At 42.7% G+C, this 15,936-nt stretch carries 11 protein-coding genes; 5 read left to right on the top strand and 6 right to left on the bottom strand.

Translation table 11 applies throughout. From position 1 onward, the window contains the following. Positions 1-8 precede the first annotated feature (8 nt). Together JWG45_RS15685 and JWG45_RS15680 are read right to left on the bottom strand one after the other, a co-directional pair. Positions 9-1,100, bottom strand: coding sequence for an LIC_10091 family lipoprotein (locus JWG45_RS15685; protein ID WP_205280585.1), 1,092 nt, complete (start codon positions 1,098-1,100; stop codon positions 9-11). Position 1,101: 1 nt separating this feature from the next. Beyond that, positions 1,102-1,986: a formylglycine-generating enzyme family protein gene (locus tag JWG45_RS15680; RefSeq protein WP_205280584.1), complete on the bottom strand. Its 885-nt coding sequence runs from the start codon at positions 1,984-1,986 to the stop codon at positions 1,102-1,104. Between the two features lie 603 nt (positions 1,987-2,589). Between JWG45_RS15680 and JWG45_RS15675 the strand changes: the two genes are divergently transcribed. Then, the gene (locus JWG45_RS15675) at positions 2,590-4,116 is read left to right on the top strand and encodes a M14 family zinc carboxypeptidase (protein ID WP_205280583.1); all 1,527 of its coding nucleotides are present in this window, start codon (positions 2,590-2,592) and stop codon (positions 4,114-4,116) included. Next, the gene (locus JWG45_RS15670) at positions 4,116-5,015 is read left to right on the top strand and encodes a DMT family transporter (RefSeq protein ID WP_205280582.1); all 900 of its coding nucleotides are present in this window, start codon (positions 4,116-4,118) and stop codon (positions 5,013-5,015) included. Before JWG45_RS15675 ends, JWG45_RS15670 begins: the two co-directional genes overlap by 1 nt. 5 nt (positions 5,016-5,020) lie before the next feature. On the opposite strand, the gene JWG45_RS15665 is transcribed toward JWG45_RS15670, so the two are convergent. The 4 genes from JWG45_RS15665 to JWG45_RS15650 all read right to left on the bottom strand — a co-directional run bounded on the left by JWG45_RS15665 (position 5,021) and on the right by JWG45_RS15650 (position 8,545). Then, positions 5,021-6,733, bottom strand: a complete 1,713-nt coding sequence (locus JWG45_RS15665; protein WP_205280581.1) for a methyl-accepting chemotaxis protein — start codon at positions 6,731-6,733, stop codon at positions 5,021-5,023. Between the two features lie 25 nt (positions 6,734-6,758). Beyond that, complete coding sequence (locus tag JWG45_RS15660) at positions 6,759-7,115, bottom strand: c-type cytochrome (protein ID WP_205280580.1); 357 nt, start codon at positions 7,113-7,115, stop codon at positions 6,759-6,761. Beyond that, positions 7,112-7,432 carry a methylamine utilization protein gene (locus JWG45_RS15655; protein ID WP_205280579.1) on the bottom strand — a complete coding sequence of 107 codons (321 nt, stop codon included), beginning with the start codon at positions 7,430-7,432 and terminating at the stop codon, positions 7,112-7,114. The genes JWG45_RS15660 and JWG45_RS15655 overlap by 4 nt, the downstream gene beginning before the upstream one ends. A 102-nt stretch (positions 7,433-7,534) precedes the next feature. Continuing rightward, positions 7,535-8,545 carry a cytochrome-c peroxidase gene (locus JWG45_RS15650; RefSeq protein ID WP_205280578.1) on the bottom strand — a complete coding sequence of 337 codons (1,011 nt, stop codon included), beginning with the start codon at positions 8,543-8,545 and terminating at the stop codon, positions 7,535-7,537. A gap of 469 nt (positions 8,546-9,014) precedes the next feature. Between JWG45_RS15650 and JWG45_RS15640 the strand changes: the two genes are divergently transcribed. The 3 genes from JWG45_RS15640 to JWG45_RS15630 all read left to right on the top strand — a co-directional run bounded on the left by JWG45_RS15640 (position 9,015) and on the right by JWG45_RS15630 (position 15,299). Next, positions 9,015-13,031 (top strand): leucine-rich repeat domain-containing protein, encoded by a 4,017-nt coding sequence (locus JWG45_RS15640; RefSeq protein WP_232380715.1) that lies wholly within the window; start codon positions 9,015-9,017, stop codon positions 13,029-13,031. Further along, the gene (locus JWG45_RS15635; RefSeq protein ID WP_205280577.1) at positions 13,028-13,558 is read left to right on the top strand and encodes a hypothetical protein; all 531 of its coding nucleotides are present in this window, start codon (positions 13,028-13,030) and stop codon (positions 13,556-13,558) included. Before JWG45_RS15640 ends, JWG45_RS15635 begins: the two co-directional genes overlap by 4 nt. Before the next feature lie 745 nt (positions 13,559-14,303). Continuing rightward, the gene (locus tag JWG45_RS15630; protein ID WP_205280576.1) at positions 14,304-15,299 is read left to right on the top strand and encodes a hypothetical protein; all 996 of its coding nucleotides are present in this window, start codon (positions 14,304-14,306) and stop codon (positions 15,297-15,299) included. Positions 15,300-15,936: the final 637 nt, after the last annotated feature.

Raw genomic sequence — 15,936 nt, 5'->3', positions numbered from 1 at the left:
GGTTTTTATCAAGGAGCGGAAGTGTTGGATGAGGATTGTGTTTTTGGGGTTGTAGATGGAGGGGTTGTGGTCATCGGTTCTTTGTCCACGACCGTAATTCCGTTCTTTTTATCCACGGTTCCGCCTTCCACCATAACTTGAAGGGAACGAAGTCCAGGCTTATTGCTTGAAAGCCATTTTTGAAAGTTGGAGATTTTTTGGACACAATAGTGAAATCCTCTGTCCGTGGAAATTTCCGAACCGGGGGACCAAGGGAACAAGTCCCTGCGGACTGAAATGGTTCTTACAACCAGGGATTTGTCGTCTATGGGAAGATTGATAAGCGAATTCTTAAATTCTTGCGGATAGGCAAAATATTCTTCCGCGTTGCTGAAATAGATGATCCCGATTTTGTGACCTACTTTTTTCAAAGTATTTCCGATTCCGAGAAGAGTCGTATTCCCGAGTAGATTTCCTTTTACCGGAAAAATTCTGTCCTCGACCGCCAACTTTCGAATATAAGAATATTGTTCATCGTCGGTCTGAAACATCTTATAGTTGTATTTTTTCGAAAGCATCAAATTGGTTTTATGACGTTTCCGAATAAAAGGGGAAGCTTGTTTATAAACCTTCTTGTAAACTTCCGGAGTGGCGAACGAAGTTTGAATCAACTCGAGCGCTTCCTTTTCTCCTTCCTTTCCCCAATAACGGATAAAATCTTCTTTTTTCTCGCCCTTCTTTAAGAATAAAATTGTGATTTCATTTGCGTGAACTACGATTTGAGTGAAGTCCATCAAATAGATAAAATCCGATTTCGCCCAAGCGGCGATGGTAAGATTTTGTTCCGAACCGACCCCTACATAAGCGTTGCCTACGTTTTGAACGTGGGGAATCAGAAGATCCAATCTGTCCTCGTTGGAAACGGTTGTGTCGCCAACGTCCCATTTTGTGGGAACTAAAACTTCCTGCGGAGTTTCTCTGAGCGTTCCGATTTTGGAAACAAGGGTTTCTTCGCTGAGGGAGCGGTTTTCTTTTACCTTTTCGGAACCTGAACAAAACGAAAATCCGTAGGCGAAAAATGTTAGAATAAAATAAATTCCTAATTTAGAATTGTTGAACATACTATTTGTTTGCGTCCTTGGCACAACGGAATCCAAAGTGATGGTATTCCGGAAAATTTTCTGGGATATGAGCTCTTCTTTTGGAACCTCTGGCGTAACCGGCGGGCCACCACCAAGATCCGCTTTTCAAAACCTTCTTCGTAAAACCGGGACAGGATTCTTTTCCTGCACAAGGGCCTTTCGGATCCTTTCCCCTGCATGCTTCTCCGCAGGATTTAAACGAGGAAGAATACCAATCCTGAGTCCATTCCCAGGAATTTCCCGCCATATCGTAAAGTCCGTAGACTCCCGGCGGCCTAGTTCCCACATTTGCGGTCGGCATCAGATGAGGCTTGTCCGTTTTTTTAGCTACACATCCCTTGATATCTCCCACTTCAATGATCGCTCTTTCGCAGGTAGCCGGTTCGTTTCCCCAAGGATATAAATTTCCGTTGGGGCCTCTCGCGGCCTTTTCCCATTCGGCTTCGGTGGGAAGGCGTTTGCCCGCCCATTCGCAAAATTCCTTTGCCGTGTACCAACTGATTCCGGCGGCGGGTTGTTTGGGTCCTAAATAGGGTTTACCATAACGTGGTCCGATATAGTTGCACTTTCCCGTCTTAAGACAATCTTGGCATCTTCCTGCGTTCTTACATTTGTCGAATTCTTCGTTCGTGACTTCGTAGATATCCATGTAGAAGTCGCTCACGTAAACTTTTTCTTCTGGCTTTTCGTCGGCGTCGTGCGTGTTGCTTCCGCGTAAAAATTCTCCGGCGGGAATACATTTCATTCCGGGAATTTCTTGACCACCGCAAGAGGAAGAGTCCGCGAAAAGTTTGCAGTTACATTCTATACAAACGGCCGAAACGATCACGACCCAAAGAAGAATGTTCTGAATTTTCGATTTCATTGAAGGGTTCCTGTCCTAAAAAATTCTCTTATAAAGAATCCTTTAGGTTGAGGATAGACTGGAAAAGGAAACGGACAAATCAAGAGAAAATTCCCCCGATCCGCGGGCTGCCGAGGAGAACTCCTTCTGGGATCCAGATTCTTATCCTGAATCCAAAGAAGAATCTGTCGGAACTACGAAGCACCTTCCGTGAAGCGGCGCGCTCCGCCCAAATTTCGGGCATATCCTTATCCACAAGTTGTCTGGATCTTCAGATAATTTGTCGGAACTACGACAACTCTTCCGTAAAAGTCGCGCGCCCCACCCAAATTTCGGGTGGAGGGGTGGGTGGCGGGGAAGATTCCGGAAACTTTCCTCTATCACAAAATTCTAATTTTGCAAGTAAAAATTCCTATGTAGGAACTCTAACAAAAATCCTTTTCCTGTAAGGACGATTCTCGTCGCAGTTCCTCCCAACTTTTGGTTCAGGATCTGTTTTGATCGGATGGTTTTTGCTCCGGTGAAAACAAGCACGGATGATCGATCGGAGCTTTCGTATCGAGGGCAAAAAATATCTGGATTCTGAAACGGATGAAAGCAAAGTAGTTCCAGTCTTAGAAACGAATGAAACCGCAATTTGCTCTTGCCATCCGAGCCTTTCTCTTCCTCAATCTGAGCTTGATTTTCCTCGTTTCCTGCGCGGGTTTCTTTCGAAAGAAAATACCGAATTCTCCTTTAAACGATACAAGGAAGATGCTTTTGGTAAAAATCGAACCGGGCCGTTTGGGGGAATTCAAAGAAAGAACAAAAAGAAAATATAGGATCAGTTATCAAGAATCGGACGCCTATTATTCGGTGATGAGCAAAGAAGACGTCGAAAAAACCGGATTTCCGTCTCCGGGTATCACTGTGATCAAACAGAATTATCCCTTCAAATATTACTCTGGAAATTATCAGGAATTGATAAACGAAACCTTCAACGGATTGGATGATCTGAAAAAGGGTTATAAGGATAATATATTAAATATTCATTATTTACTCGGGATTGCCAATCATCATTCCAAACTCGCTCGTGTGGAAGTGATCGGAAAAAGCGCCCGTGGAAGGGAAATTCCCGCCTTACTTCTCACGGATACGGACGTTCCTGATAGGGAAAAGATTTCCGTACTTTTTAACTGCGCTCATCACGCAAACGAAGCAATCTCGATTGAACACTGTTACGATATCGTTTATTCCATTCTTTCCAAACCGAAAGAATATGACGAAATTCTAAAGAAGATGAAAATCTGGGTCGTTCCCATCGTCAATCCGGACGGAGCCAGGCATTTTTGGCACGTTTCCAATCTGATGGGAAGAAAAAACGGATATCCTGGCGTCGGTCCGGTAAACGACAAGATCAATCCGGGGGTCGATATCAATCGTAACTATCCCTTTTTCTGGGGTAAAACCGGAGGCGGTTATTCGTCGTCAAACCCCGCCAATTATTTTTATCGGGGCCCTTCGGCCGGATCCGAGCCCGAAACCAAGGCGATGATGGATCTCGCAAATAGGGAAAGATTCGTAGCGTCCATTAGCTATCATGCATATGCAAATTGTCTGTTGATTCCCTATTCGATCGATTCTCTGACGAATCCGGAGCCGGACATGGCATCCGAGCTCGGAAAGAAGATAGCGTCTTCCGTTGTCAGTCTGAATCCGGAAAAAGAATTCGAAGCAAGAAAAAACATCTATCCTATCGACGGAGTGGATCAGGACTATTTATATTTCGCATACGGAACCCTCGCCTATCTTTTGGAAACCACCCATCTTAACCCGGTTTATCAGGAAGTGGAAAAGGTGAACCTAAGTCTGAAAGATTCCTGGAACATTTTGTTAAACGAAGTGATAGAGGGTAGAAAGATCTTTTTAAAAATCACCGACGAACAAGGAATCCCGCTCGAGGCAAGAATCGAAATCGGAAGAATGAAATACTTTCAGGAAGAAACCAGATTCTCCAATCCCAAAAACGGATTTTACTTTCAGTTGTTTCCGGATCGAAAGGAAACCAAGGTAAAAGTGTCAAAAGACGGATACGAGTCTTATGAGTTTCAAATCCGCCCGAATCGAAGTTGGGAACCGTTCAAAATACTACTTAAGAAAAATAGATTCTGATGTTACGTTCCGGTAAATTTATCAACGAAGCAGCCCTGGTTTTTTGCACCCTGATTTGGGGCGGAACTTTTACGATGACGATTTTCGGGCTCAGGGATACTTCCCCTTCGGTTTTTTTAGCCTTACGTTTTGGAATCGCGAGTCTGATCTTTTTACCCTTTGCTTGGAAAGAATTTAGAAAGGGCAAATTCTGGTATCCGGGAGCCTTTTTTTTGGGAATGTTTTTGTTTTTGGGATTCGCCTGCGAGACCGTCGGGCTCAGGACAACCACGGCAACAAAATCTTCTTTTATAATCGGAACGTTAGTCGTCATTACTCCGTTTTTAGAGGCGATTCTTAAACGAAAAATTCCCTCCAAGGGAAATCTTTTCGGGGCTCTGGTCGTTTTCGCCGGGATTTGTCTGATATTTTTAGGAGAATCCGGAAAGGAAGGTTCGTTGCAGATTGCGAGCGGCGACTGGATCACGTTAGGCGGCGCACTCTTTTTTTCGCTCTATATCATCCAGATGGATCGTGTGAGCTCTCAAACTCCGATCGGAGTGTCGGTCTTCTACCAATCCTTTACTGCCGGTCTTTTTGCGTTTGTTTCGGTGATCGTTCTGCATTTCAGCGGGTGGGAAGAACTGAAACTGGATTTGAACGCGCGTCTGATACCTGGGGTTCTCTACAACGCACTTCTGGCCTCGGTGTTGACCACATTCTTACAGACTAAGTTTCAAAGATTCGTTTCACCGACACGAGTGGGAATTATTTTTTCCCTGGAACCCGTATTTTCCACCATCATCGCTTATTTTTTGTTAGGCGAGGTCTCCGGTCCGATCCGAGTTTTCGGATGTTCCATCGTGTTTGCGGGACTGATCTTGGCGGAATCCGTAGGGAAGGATCGGGAACCGGAGTAAAAAACTTAGACTCTGAATTTTTCCATCAAGGATTTCACCCTCATGGATTGTTTATCCAAAAGTTTAGCGCCCGACGCGATTTCTTGAGAGCCGGAAGAAATCAATTGTGCGCCCTTGGAAAGATTCCGCACCGAATTCTGAATCGAATCGTAAGCCGATTTATTTTCCAAAGAAGAATTTTCCAAATCCGTAATATTCCCAGCGATGTCGTGCATCTTCGTAGAACAGGAATTCAAACTTGCCTCCTGGTTCCGCATGTCTTCCAAAAGTTGAAAACTGAATTGAGCCATAAAGGAAGTATCGGATTGGATCGTCTTGAAAAAATCCGAGAATTGGCTCATCTCTCCGTCTCCGAGTTCCACATTCACTCGGGTCGATTCGATGAGGTCTTTGATTTCACGAGTGTTTCTCATCGTAAGATCCGCGAGTTCGGAAACCTCTTCCGCGACCACCGAAAAACCTTTTCCGTGTTCGCCCGCTCTCGCGGCTTCGATCGAAGCGTTTAACGCAAGCATGTTGGTTCTGTTCGAGATTTCTCCGATCTTTTCGAGGGTTTCCTTGATTCTTCTAACGCTGGTTTTCGCCTGTTCGAGAGATTTTTGAACCACGTCCACTTTTTCCCTTCCTTTGACCGCGGTTTCGGAAGATTCTTTCGCCTTGATCGTAAAAGAGTTTAGGGAATTGGTGACAGCTCCCAAAGATATTAGATTTTTCTGAATCTCTTTTTCCAAACTCCTAAGATGCTCCGCGGAATGCAGAATGATCGAAGTATTTTTTTCGACAAGATCGCTGAGACGATCGATCAGATCCGTTACGTTTTGGGAATTGTTAGCCTGTGTTTCCGAAGTTTCGATAAATTCTTTGGAGACTTTGGAAAATTCGCGGCTTGTCTTTTCGGAACTGGAGATGGAGATTCTGGCTTCTACGATGATCTCCCGAAGGGAGGATTCCATACGTTTTAGAAATTTTAGCAATTCTCCCATTTCATCGGAACTTTCGATTTCGATTTTCGTATTCAAATTTCCGTTTTCGATGGCGGATGCGAGATCGATCGCTTTATTGAGAGGGAGTGTGATCGATCGGATGATGGATTTGGAGAAAAAGATTCCCGCCGCGGAGGACAACAAAGTGAGAATTGTGATTAAATACAGGGAAAAGGTAAGTTGGGAATCCGCGTCGTCTCCGCTTCGTCGAGAAGTTTCATTCTCGAATTCAACCCATTTTTTGATCGTGTCCCGCATCGATTCGCTCAAAGGATGAATTCCCCTAACGTAAAGAATCTGGGCTTCTTGTCTTTGATTTTGTTTCCAAAGGCGATGTATGGTTTCGTTGAATTGAAAGAATCGATCGAGTTGTGTTTTGAGTATGTTTAGATTCTCCGTTTCCAATTCGTTTAGGGGATAGTTTCTAAATTGATCGAGATTGTTTTTTAGTTCTTCGAATAATTTCTGGGTTTTGTTGTATTCCTCCTCCGAAAGAAGGGAATCGACGGTGGATACTTTGGAAGAGATTTTTAACTCGATGAGAATGATCTTTTCCAATGTCAGATTGAGGAGTTGGAACTTAGGTTGCGAGTTGTCCATCATGGAACGAATCGTCTTTCTATAAGCGAGTGTGCTCGTCGCGATCACGATTGACGAAGCTATAAAAACGGCGATAATCGTTCCGAAACTAAGTCTGAGTCTGGATTTGATGCTGAGATTGCTGAGTGGATTCACTTTGTTTTGAACGTTCCTAAAACCTCTATTTCGTTTTTGAAATGAAGTTGATGTATGAAATTACGTCTTTGATTTGTTCGTTGGAAAGTTCGTCCTTCCAGGGAGGCATAAATGGAGAACGATTGACTCCCATTCCTCCCTTGCGAATGATCTCTTCCTTTTGCGCGTCGTTTAAGAACGTTTTGGTGAGATTCGCCGGAGGAGGAACTTTTCCTTCGGCGAGACGACCTTTTCCGTCCGCGTTTTCGCCGTGACAAAGGGCGCAATAGGTTCTGAATACGATGCTCCCTCGGATTACGGATTTATCGTTTGCGTCCAGAGCCGAAAGGTTCGAGCTCAAGGATAAAAAAAGAATCCAAGTAAGAATTTCGATTTTTCTCATGGTTGCACGTCGATGGTCATCTTCATGCCCGGATGGATCGCACATTCCACGAGAATTTTTCCCGCTTTGTCAAACTTAACCTTTTTGGTTTGACCTTGAGAATAAGACCCTAAATCGAAAATCTTTTCCGATGACAAGGAATAGATATTGTGGAAGAAGGAATCGTAGTTTGGAAAACTCACGACGTCTCCGACTTTGACTTTGAGGTTTTCGACCGTGAACTTCTTTTCTTTTTGACCGACTTCGTGTTCTACGGCGGATAAACTTCCCGCCAAACAAACCGCGAATAAGAAGGATGCTAAAATTCGACGAAACATTGGGACGCTCCTGGATTGATTTTATATTTTAAGAATCTGTTTTTATTAATAAGTAAAATAGAATATTCTAAATTTTTGAAACTCTTCTTGCATGTTTTGGATTTATCTCGGAAGTTCCGGAATCAGCACCGGTTCCTTTTTTCCGGTGAGGCTATGCAGAAACGCGGTTAGATCTTCCTTTTCCTGTTTTGTAAGACCGAGCGGTTTCATATTCGGATCCAGATTGGAGCGATCGTCTCCTCCTCGATCATAATGATCGATCACTTCCTCCAAGGTCTTATAACTTCCGTCGTGCATATAAGGACCGGTGAGAGCGACGTCCCGCAAAGTTGGGGTTTTGAAGGCGCCTTTCATCGATTTGACGGGAACCAATTTGAAACGGCCCGGATCTTTTTCCTTGGATTTGATTCCGATATTGTGAAACCCGTCGTCCGTAAAGTTATTTCCGAAATGGCAGGCGTTGCAGTTTGCCTTTCCTTGAAAAAGGGCGTGGCCTCTTTGTGCCGATTCCGAAATCGCTTTGTTGTCGCCTTGGATCCAGGCGTCGAACGGGGATTGAAACGAAAGAATACTTCTTTCAAAACTTGCGATCGCCTTTGCGATCGTTTCTTTGTTGATACCTTCGCTTGGATAAGCGCGATCAAAACGTTCCTGATAACCTTTGATTTTTTGGAGTTCGAGAACGAGTTCGTCCGGATCCTGATTCATTTCATCGGGAGAAGAGACGGGGCCTAAGGCTTGGTCTTCCAAAGAGTCGGCTCTTCCATCCCAAAACATCTTGTTTCCGAATGCGGAGTTAACGATCGTAGGTGTGTTCTTTCCCAAAACTTTCATGTTATGACCCACGGCCGTTTTAAGGCCGTCCGTCCAAGCGAGGCCGGGGTTGTGACAGGTCGCACAACTGATCCAATTGGAACCGGACACGATGGGATCGAAGAATAAAATTTTTCCCAATTCGATCCGAGCGGGAGTCGGTTCGTTGTTTTTGGGAAACGGATAAACGATTTTAGGAGCCGGTTTGTTTACCTTCGGAGGCTCTTCCGCTTTCGGTTTACAAACGGAAAATAGGAAATAGAGGAAAATACAAAATGCGATCGATACAAAACGTTTCATTGGGTTTACTCGTAATTCAGAATTTCTGAATGCTCTTTGAGTTCGAATTTCAAACAGAGAAATCAAAGACTTAGGAAACAAAATTCTGAAGGCTCCAGTCATTGTATCCGTTTTTCTGATTTATTCTTCTGACATTATAATATGGCAGAGGATTACTTATAAAGTATTGTCGAAGGAGTGAATTCGAGGTTTGAGGTTTCTTAAAAATCGAAATGGATGGTAATTTGATAGAATCCGGCTTTGTTTTGTGGCATCCTCTCTTGGGAATCGAAGAGACGAAGGGGAATAGTTTCTAAAATTTGAATATCGTTTTAAAAATCGATAGTGTCGTTATTGATTCCGTGCTTTGGATTTCTCCGGTTTCTGCCTGCAAAAAATACAATTCGATTTGTTGTCCGTTTGTGGTCCGTCTCATTTTCATTTTTTGGGGCGGAGATAAACAAATTATAAATTCGGGAATCTTATTTTCATGGTACGCAACTTTATCTATCATAGAGGAAAATCGGAAAAATTCTGGTCGATCGAAACTAACGTAAAAACGTTCACGGTTCGCCAAGGGCAAAGATATGGAGAACCGAAATCTACGACCGAAAAGTTTACCTCCGCAGAACTCTGTCAAAAGGAAGCGGATCGGTTGATTACTTCAAAACTCAAAGAAGGTTTTGAAGAAGTCCCGATCGCGATCAAAAATACAAACGTCTTCGATCTGAAGTTGATAGCCGACGCAAAAAAACAAAAGAGTGAACGTTTGAGTATCAACGTGCAGGGTTCTTCCGAACTCTTAGAGGAAGTTTTTCAATTGGATTGGTTGAAACATCTGGAGTTGCAGAATGTGACTTCCATTTCGGAGAACCTCGGAAATTTTAAGAATCTCAATCATCTTGAGATCAAAGAAAGTCCGTCTTTAAAATCCATACCGGAATCTATCGGAGAATTAAAAACCCTGACTTGGTTGAGTATCGAACGGACCGCGATCCAGTCTCTTCCGGAATCGATCGGAAAACTTTCCAATCTTCAACGTCTGAACGTCCAACACAATCAGGATCTGAAGGAATTGCCGAAGAGTATCGGGTCTTTAAAGTTTCTGGAAACTCTTTGGGTGAGTTATAATCGGGAAGACCATCATTCCGGAAAAAAACAAAAAGGTCTCACTCCGATTCTTCTTCCCGATTCGATCGGAGATTTAGAACAGCTGACCGACCTGTCTTTGAACGCGAATTATCTTACCGATCTTCCGAAAACATTAAGCAAACTCAAAAATCTAACGGATTTGGATTTGAATTTTAACAAATTCACGGAAATTCCTAAATGTATTTTCGAATTGGAGAATCTGGAAACTCTGGAAATGATCTATTCTCCTCTCAAAAAAATTCCATTAGAATTTTCTAATTTAAAAAATCTTACCCGTTTCGATATTGAAGGGCACAAGATCGAAAATGTTCCCGAGGAAATTTTGTATGAAGGAATCGAGGCCATTCAGAATTTTCTGAATCCGACTCCGATCCGAAAACAGGAAAAGGTTCGAAGCGCAGATCCGCAGGAGTTTAAGGCGAGTCTGGAACTACACAAAGACCGACTTGAAAAATTCTATCGAGCGGTCCGGGATAAGGCTTATAAGGAAGATACAAAAAGAAAACTGACGACCCTTCAGAACTTTTTTTCGGGAGAAATCGACGAAGTGCCGAAAGCGATCAACGAGGATCAATATTACTTCCGAGATCTTCCAGGCGTTCTCGCTCCGTTTCGGCAATGGACGATCGTGGATTTTAGAATTCTTTCCTACATCACACAAGGAGCCTGGTCTTTCAAAAAAAACAAAGAAGGTTTTTTCGAATCTTTTTACAGATGGTTAAAAAAAGAGGTTCTCGGTCATCCGGAGGATGAAGAACTTTTTTCGGAGGTCCTTGCCACTCTGAAAGAATACGGAGTGGACGAGACAAAAACGCTCGTTGAAAGAAAATACGAGATCAGAGAAATGGCGCTCACTCCCGAGGGAAAGGTCACTTCCTTCGGAAAATATCTTCTTGTTCATTTCGACTCTTTGATAAACGACTTTATAGAAGCGGGACTTCCCACCCAGTTTGTAGAACTTTTTGTTAGAGAAGAATCGGCAAAAATGGAAAGTCAGATTCCAAAAATAACACGAATCAAAGAATACGAAGGGACTGACGGCAACAAACACGTTCCTTACGAAACGATCGAAATTCTCTGTAAAACGTCTCCGAAAACGATGGAGCCGATTCTTATAAATCATATTCAAAATATTGATTGTGTTTCCTGCAAAGCAGAGCTTGCTCGGATCCGTTACCAATTCTTCGGAGAAAAATACCAAACGCAGACGATCGACTTCGCAAAAGAAGTTTTGAGTTATATATCGGACAAAAAAAATAAAAATCTGGATCGGGGATACAGTTTTGATTGGTCCGGCGGAAAGGGTTATTACCGGGACGACACTCCCGATTTTATCGAGTGGTTGTTAAAAACCTTCGGAAAAGAAGTGAAGGACACGGTTTTTGAATATGTCGAAAAAACGAAAGTCCTCGATTTGAACGTGATCGGAATTGCAGTCAAGTATTTAGGTCAGGAAGCGATCGATATCGCCGGAGAAGCGCTCGATATGACGATCCAGAACGACGAGATCGCGGGTCATTTTCGACAGATTTTCAACATTCTTTCCCGGTTGGACTACTCGAAATATTACGATAAAACCTGGGAAATCGCCAAAAGCGAGTTCAAAAAGGTAAGCGAAACCGCGTGTTTAGCGTTGAGCAAACTTCCCGAAAAGACCGTAATTCCAAGAGCTGCCGAACTTTTGAAAGAGAAACAAACCCATCTGAGAGAAGCGGGAGCCTTGATTCTTAATTTAATGCGAACTCAGGATTCGATTCTCGCTCTTAAACCTTTGCTTGAAAACGAGAAGAATGACGAAGTCCGCAATCTTGCCGTGGAATTGTTCTGCGAAAAATCGAGATCGATTTCCATTGCGGAAGCGAAGAGTCGAATCGGCATCGCTAAGAAGCTGGGAAAACTCGAAAAACCTTTGGCGAAGTGGCTGGATGAGACGAAACTTCCTAAAATTCTCTGGAAAGACAAGAAGACATTGAGTCCCGAAGAGATTCGATATCTTTTTTACAGACAAAAAACACGTTCCGAAATCGTTCTCGATCTTGAACTGAAGGACGTCGTCGAACAAATCGATAAAAATTCCTGCGATTCATTTTCCAAAAGTCTTCTACAGTCGATTCAAAAAAACGGAGGTTTTAAGGCGCCGAATCGGTTTGCGATTTCAATTCTTGGAATATTCGGAAATGAAAATGTTGTTTCCGAGTTGGAAGCGATCTCTAAAAAAGAAACCAATCTCAACGCATGCGCTTGTCTGGGATTAATGGATTCGATGGCTGCGGCCCGCGCCTTGGATCGGATCGCGCAGACGTTTCGAACAAAATATCCGAACGTTCGGGAAGCCGCAGAACAGGGATTTTCTTCCATAGCTTCCAAGATGTCACTGACCCCGTATGAATTGCAGGATCGGATGTTGCCGGATTGGGGTTTTGAAAATCTCCGTAAAAAAATAAACATCAGTAAAACTGAATATACGATAGGGATTTCAAAGGACTTGAAGTTCGTCTATCGGAACGATTCCGGTAAGGAGATAAAAACTCCTCCGAAGATGAACGAAACCGAAAAGAAAAAGAACAAAGAAGATTCAGCTTTGCTCAAGGATTCCGTAAAACAATTCGGAATCAATATGGAATATTATCTCGTGGTTCAGAGAAGATGGCCCTCGCAGGATTGGAAGGAATTGTTTCTTAAAAATCCGATCGCAAACGCATTCGCCAAAAATTTTGTCTGGGTGAGAATTTCTAAAAATCAGGAGAAAGAATGTTTTTACGTTTCCGAAAGTGATTCGACTTTGAACGTCGAAGACAAACCGATCACGATCGACGAAAAATACAAAATTCTCCTTTTGCATCCCCTTTCTGTCGGAGAAAAAGAAAAGGAATCGTGGAGTTCGAAATGGAAGGAGCTTAAGATCAATCCTCCTCTGCTTCAGCTTGAAAGGGAAACGTATTTGATTCCGGATGAAGATCTAAAGAAGAAAATCTCCTTTCAATTTGAAGACAAGTCCATGTCGGGAAGTACTTTTAAATACAGAGCCGAAAAATACGGATGGAGAAGAGGTTCGGTCGTGGACTCGGGCGGGATTTCCTCTTATCACAAATTGTTTCCGAACGAAAACGTGGAAGTGTTTCTCAAGATAGAAGGGTTAAACGTACAGAGTTACGATTTCGGTGAACCGATGACGTTCAAAGAATTCTTTTTTGTAAATCAAGGATCGATCACGACCGGAAGTTACGTCTACGACGAGCCGAGGGGAGAAGAAGATCACAGACTTCTTCCGTTCGAATCCGTAAATCCGATCGTCTATTCCGAAACGCTCTACGATCTTCACAGAATTTTACAGTCCAAGAATGATGAAGAATGAAACGGGAATTGGATCTCGAACAGAGGTGTAAAAATCTCGTCGGATCGAGAATTCAAGCCGTTCAATACTATGGTAGTGTTCGAATATTCGAAAAATATCATGGAATTTCAAAGGCGATTTATTGTATTACGGACGAAAACGAAATTTTCAGATTCGGCTTTGAGGATGAATTCTCCCTTCGCTGGGGTTTTGGGATTTCCGTCAAAAAAGTGAATCGAATCTTCCCCGACGATCGTGAGGAGGAAATTCACGAAGCAGGTTCTTTGTGGACGGATCCTTTTGAGATCATCGATGTTCGATTGCACTGGAGATATATCGGCGACAGCCATCGAGTTCTCTGGCATCATTACAATCGTTCCGATTATCCGCAGGACATCGAACTCGTTCTTTCCGACGAAAAACGCGTCTTTATCGGGGTAGCTGAAATTTTGAACGAAAGAGAATGTAAACTTTTTACAAATCACCTTACCGTATTTTTCGATCCGGATCTGCGGGAAACAATGTATGAAAACGCGATTCTTTGGTAACCGTTTTTGTGGCGCGGTTCCTTGTTGAATGAATTGAAAATTTTACTTTGATTCGACCGTATCTATATTATAAAAATAAAACGTTGTTCAAAAGAAGAACGGTTAGATTCTAACTTTTATTTTCCGTGGCAAGTTTTTTCTCTTTATTCCTTTAGAAAGAGGAATGCGAAAAGCCAAGTCTTATTCGTCGCGCAGGGTTCTTATTCTGTGTGAAAGAGTTGCTCTGAATGATCCTTTTTTATTAAAGACTCGCGAAGATGATCGAAAGCCCTTCATTCGGTTTCGGTTTGAAAAATCATAAATATTCTCCATTTCGATCGAAAATTCTCGACTCATTTTAAAATCATTTTCCGTAAAATGGAACTGGGCTGGCAGATATAGAAAAGTATAAAATAAGAATGTTCTAAAGTTCGAATTATTTTTTAAGGATTTAAAAAACCGTTTTGTGTGGGTTTGTTTTCGAAAGTTAGTTCGTTTTTAGATCTTTACCGAGATGAAATTCGGAGCGATAGGATACAATTTTCGGATTTAGATTGAGTGGGTGTTTTATTGGAATCAAATGTCTGTTATCGGGAATAAAACCGCAGAGAAAGTCGTAAAGAATTTTTCTTCCCTGAAAAATAAACGGTTCGAAAGGTTGTTAACAGTAATCGCAACGGTCGCGTTTGTGTTCGAAAACGAAGGTTGTTTTGTGATCGGATGAAAGCTACGTTAAGTGTGCTTGACCGGTATTTGCGAAATTAGAATGGAATCAAAAAGAGTGAACTTTATGAATTTTAAGATGAAATATGTTCTTTGTCTATACCTTGTCGCGTTTTTAACGGTGACGGGGTGCGCTGAAAAGCCGAACGACGCGGAGGCCGATATTTCCAGCTTAGCGTTGTTATTCGGAAGTGTCGCGGTCGCTAACAATTCCTTTTTTCCTGCGGAGATGGAATCGGTTTCACCCTCGCACAAGGACAGGTTTCGATCCGCTTATACGGAGGCCGGCGAACATTACAATTCGAATCAGTGTCAATCCGGGGGAATACTTCGTTTGGAAAAGGTGGTTCCGTTGGATAAAATCACGGTCACCGCGGTTTTTAAAGAAGACATCTCCGAAGGAACCCTCGTGATCAAAAAAGGAGGAGTTCCGATCAACGGCACCGTAACACGGCCTAACGCGAGAACCATTCGTTTTGTCTCGGATTCTCCCGGAGATTTGTATCAGAAATACCATGCGAGTACGACTGGCGTTAAACTCGCGTTAGATGAAAAAAAAATCTCGGATTCATCCTGGTTTTTTCATTACGATCTAAACGGGGATAGAGGGGATAACCCGAACAAGATCACAATTCGTTGTTCGGAAATTTCCGGAACCAACGTGTGCAACTTCGAGGCTAAATACCACTTAGGAAGATTGGACCAAGGTGAGGTAAGCCCTCAGGTCGTTTTTAACGAAGCGGTTCCTTATTTTAGAACCGACGTTGGAGTTCAGGGAAACGAACTCGGAGCAGTTACTCTTTGGTCTTACGAGGTTTGTGAAACCGGTTCGGCGGGAATTCCCGCAAAACCGGCAGGGACTTTTCTTTTTGCAAAGATGACCGGTCAAGTGCCTTGGGAAATTCCTCGAAACGTCGTGGAAGCGAATCCTTTTTATGTGGGAGCGATGACTCAAACGTTTCGAAACGTTTTTAATCAGAGTTATTCCCATGCGATTTACCCGGAAGAATTACCCACGATTCAAGCCATTCAACAATAGAATTTCGATTAAGAATAGAATCATAGGACTGTTCGCTGGTTCTATTCTTCTTTGTTTTTAGATAAGAATCCGTTTTTTTTGATCATCACTTTGCCCGATACGCGTAGCCGACTCCGTCGATTTCTTAAGATTTAATTTAAGACAAACTCTTACTGGAAGCTGGCTCCGATCCTATTCTATGACTTGAATATAGACGCCTCTTTCCGCAATTCTCGATCTCTGCAAAATTAAATTATAAATATAGAATATTCTAAATTTTGAATTCTATGTTCAATGGACTATATGGTCTATCAAAAAAGCCCTTTTGTGGGAACGGGCTTGCTCAAAAATGACACACACGCCGAAATTGACCGAGTCGTTTTTGCGAAAAAAAAGATGTGTGAGGGAAGTTTTTCTTCCGGATTCGGAACATTTTTTACAATAATTACTTGCCGGCTCACTTCGTTTTCTTACATTGGTTTTTACGAAGAAATCACCGCATGGTGAGCTTCTTCGAACCAAGCGCTCAACTGACTTGCTTCTTTTTTTCGTTTGCGAGTAATTGCAGACCAGATAAGGGAATCGGGTGTGGGAAACGCGATAGATCTTTTACAACATATATACTGCGATAGAGAGGTTTTCAAGAGTAGAGGTGCTC

It is taken from the genome of Leptospira ainlahdjerensis, assembly GCF_016919175.1.
Taxonomy (GTDB): domain Bacteria; phylum Spirochaetota; class Leptospiria; order Leptospirales; family Leptospiraceae; genus Leptospira; species Leptospira ainlahdjerensis.
The sequence above is the reverse complement of the archived record's forward strand: the minus strand, read 5'-3'. Positions and strand labels throughout refer to the sequence as shown.

Coding starts and splice junctions, on each gene's coding strand:
- JWG45_RS15640 (WP_232380715.1), top strand. CDS start 9,015: ATGGTACGCAACTTTATCTATCATAGAGGAAAATCGGAAAAATTCTGG.
- JWG45_RS15680 (WP_205280584.1), bottom strand. CDS start 1,986: ATGAAATCGAAAATTCAGAACATTCTTCTTTGGGTCGTGATCGTTTCG.
- JWG45_RS15670 (WP_205280582.1), top strand. CDS start 4,116: ATGTTACGTTCCGGTAAATTTATCAACGAAGCAGCCCTGGTTTTTTGC.
- JWG45_RS15630 (WP_205280576.1), top strand. CDS start 14,304: ATGGAATCAAAAAGAGTGAACTTTATGAATTTTAAGATGAAATATGTT.
- JWG45_RS15660 (WP_205280580.1), bottom strand. CDS start 7,115: ATGAGAAAAATCGAAATTCTTACTTGGATTCTTTTTTTATCCTTGAGC.
- JWG45_RS15655 (WP_205280579.1), bottom strand. CDS start 7,432: ATGTTTCGTCGAATTTTAGCATCCTTCTTATTCGCGGTTTGTTTGGCG.
- JWG45_RS15675 (WP_205280583.1), top strand. CDS start 2,590: ATGAAACCGCAATTTGCTCTTGCCATCCGAGCCTTTCTCTTCCTCAAT.
- JWG45_RS15685 (WP_205280585.1), bottom strand. CDS start 1,100: ATGTTCAACAATTCTAAATTAGGAATTTATTTTATTCTAACATTTTTC.
- JWG45_RS15635 (WP_205280577.1), top strand. CDS start 13,028: ATGAAACGGGAATTGGATCTCGAACAGAGGTGTAAAAATCTCGTCGGA.
- JWG45_RS15650 (WP_205280578.1), bottom strand. CDS start 8,545: ATGAAACGTTTTGTATCGATCGCATTTTGTATTTTCCTCTATTTCCTA.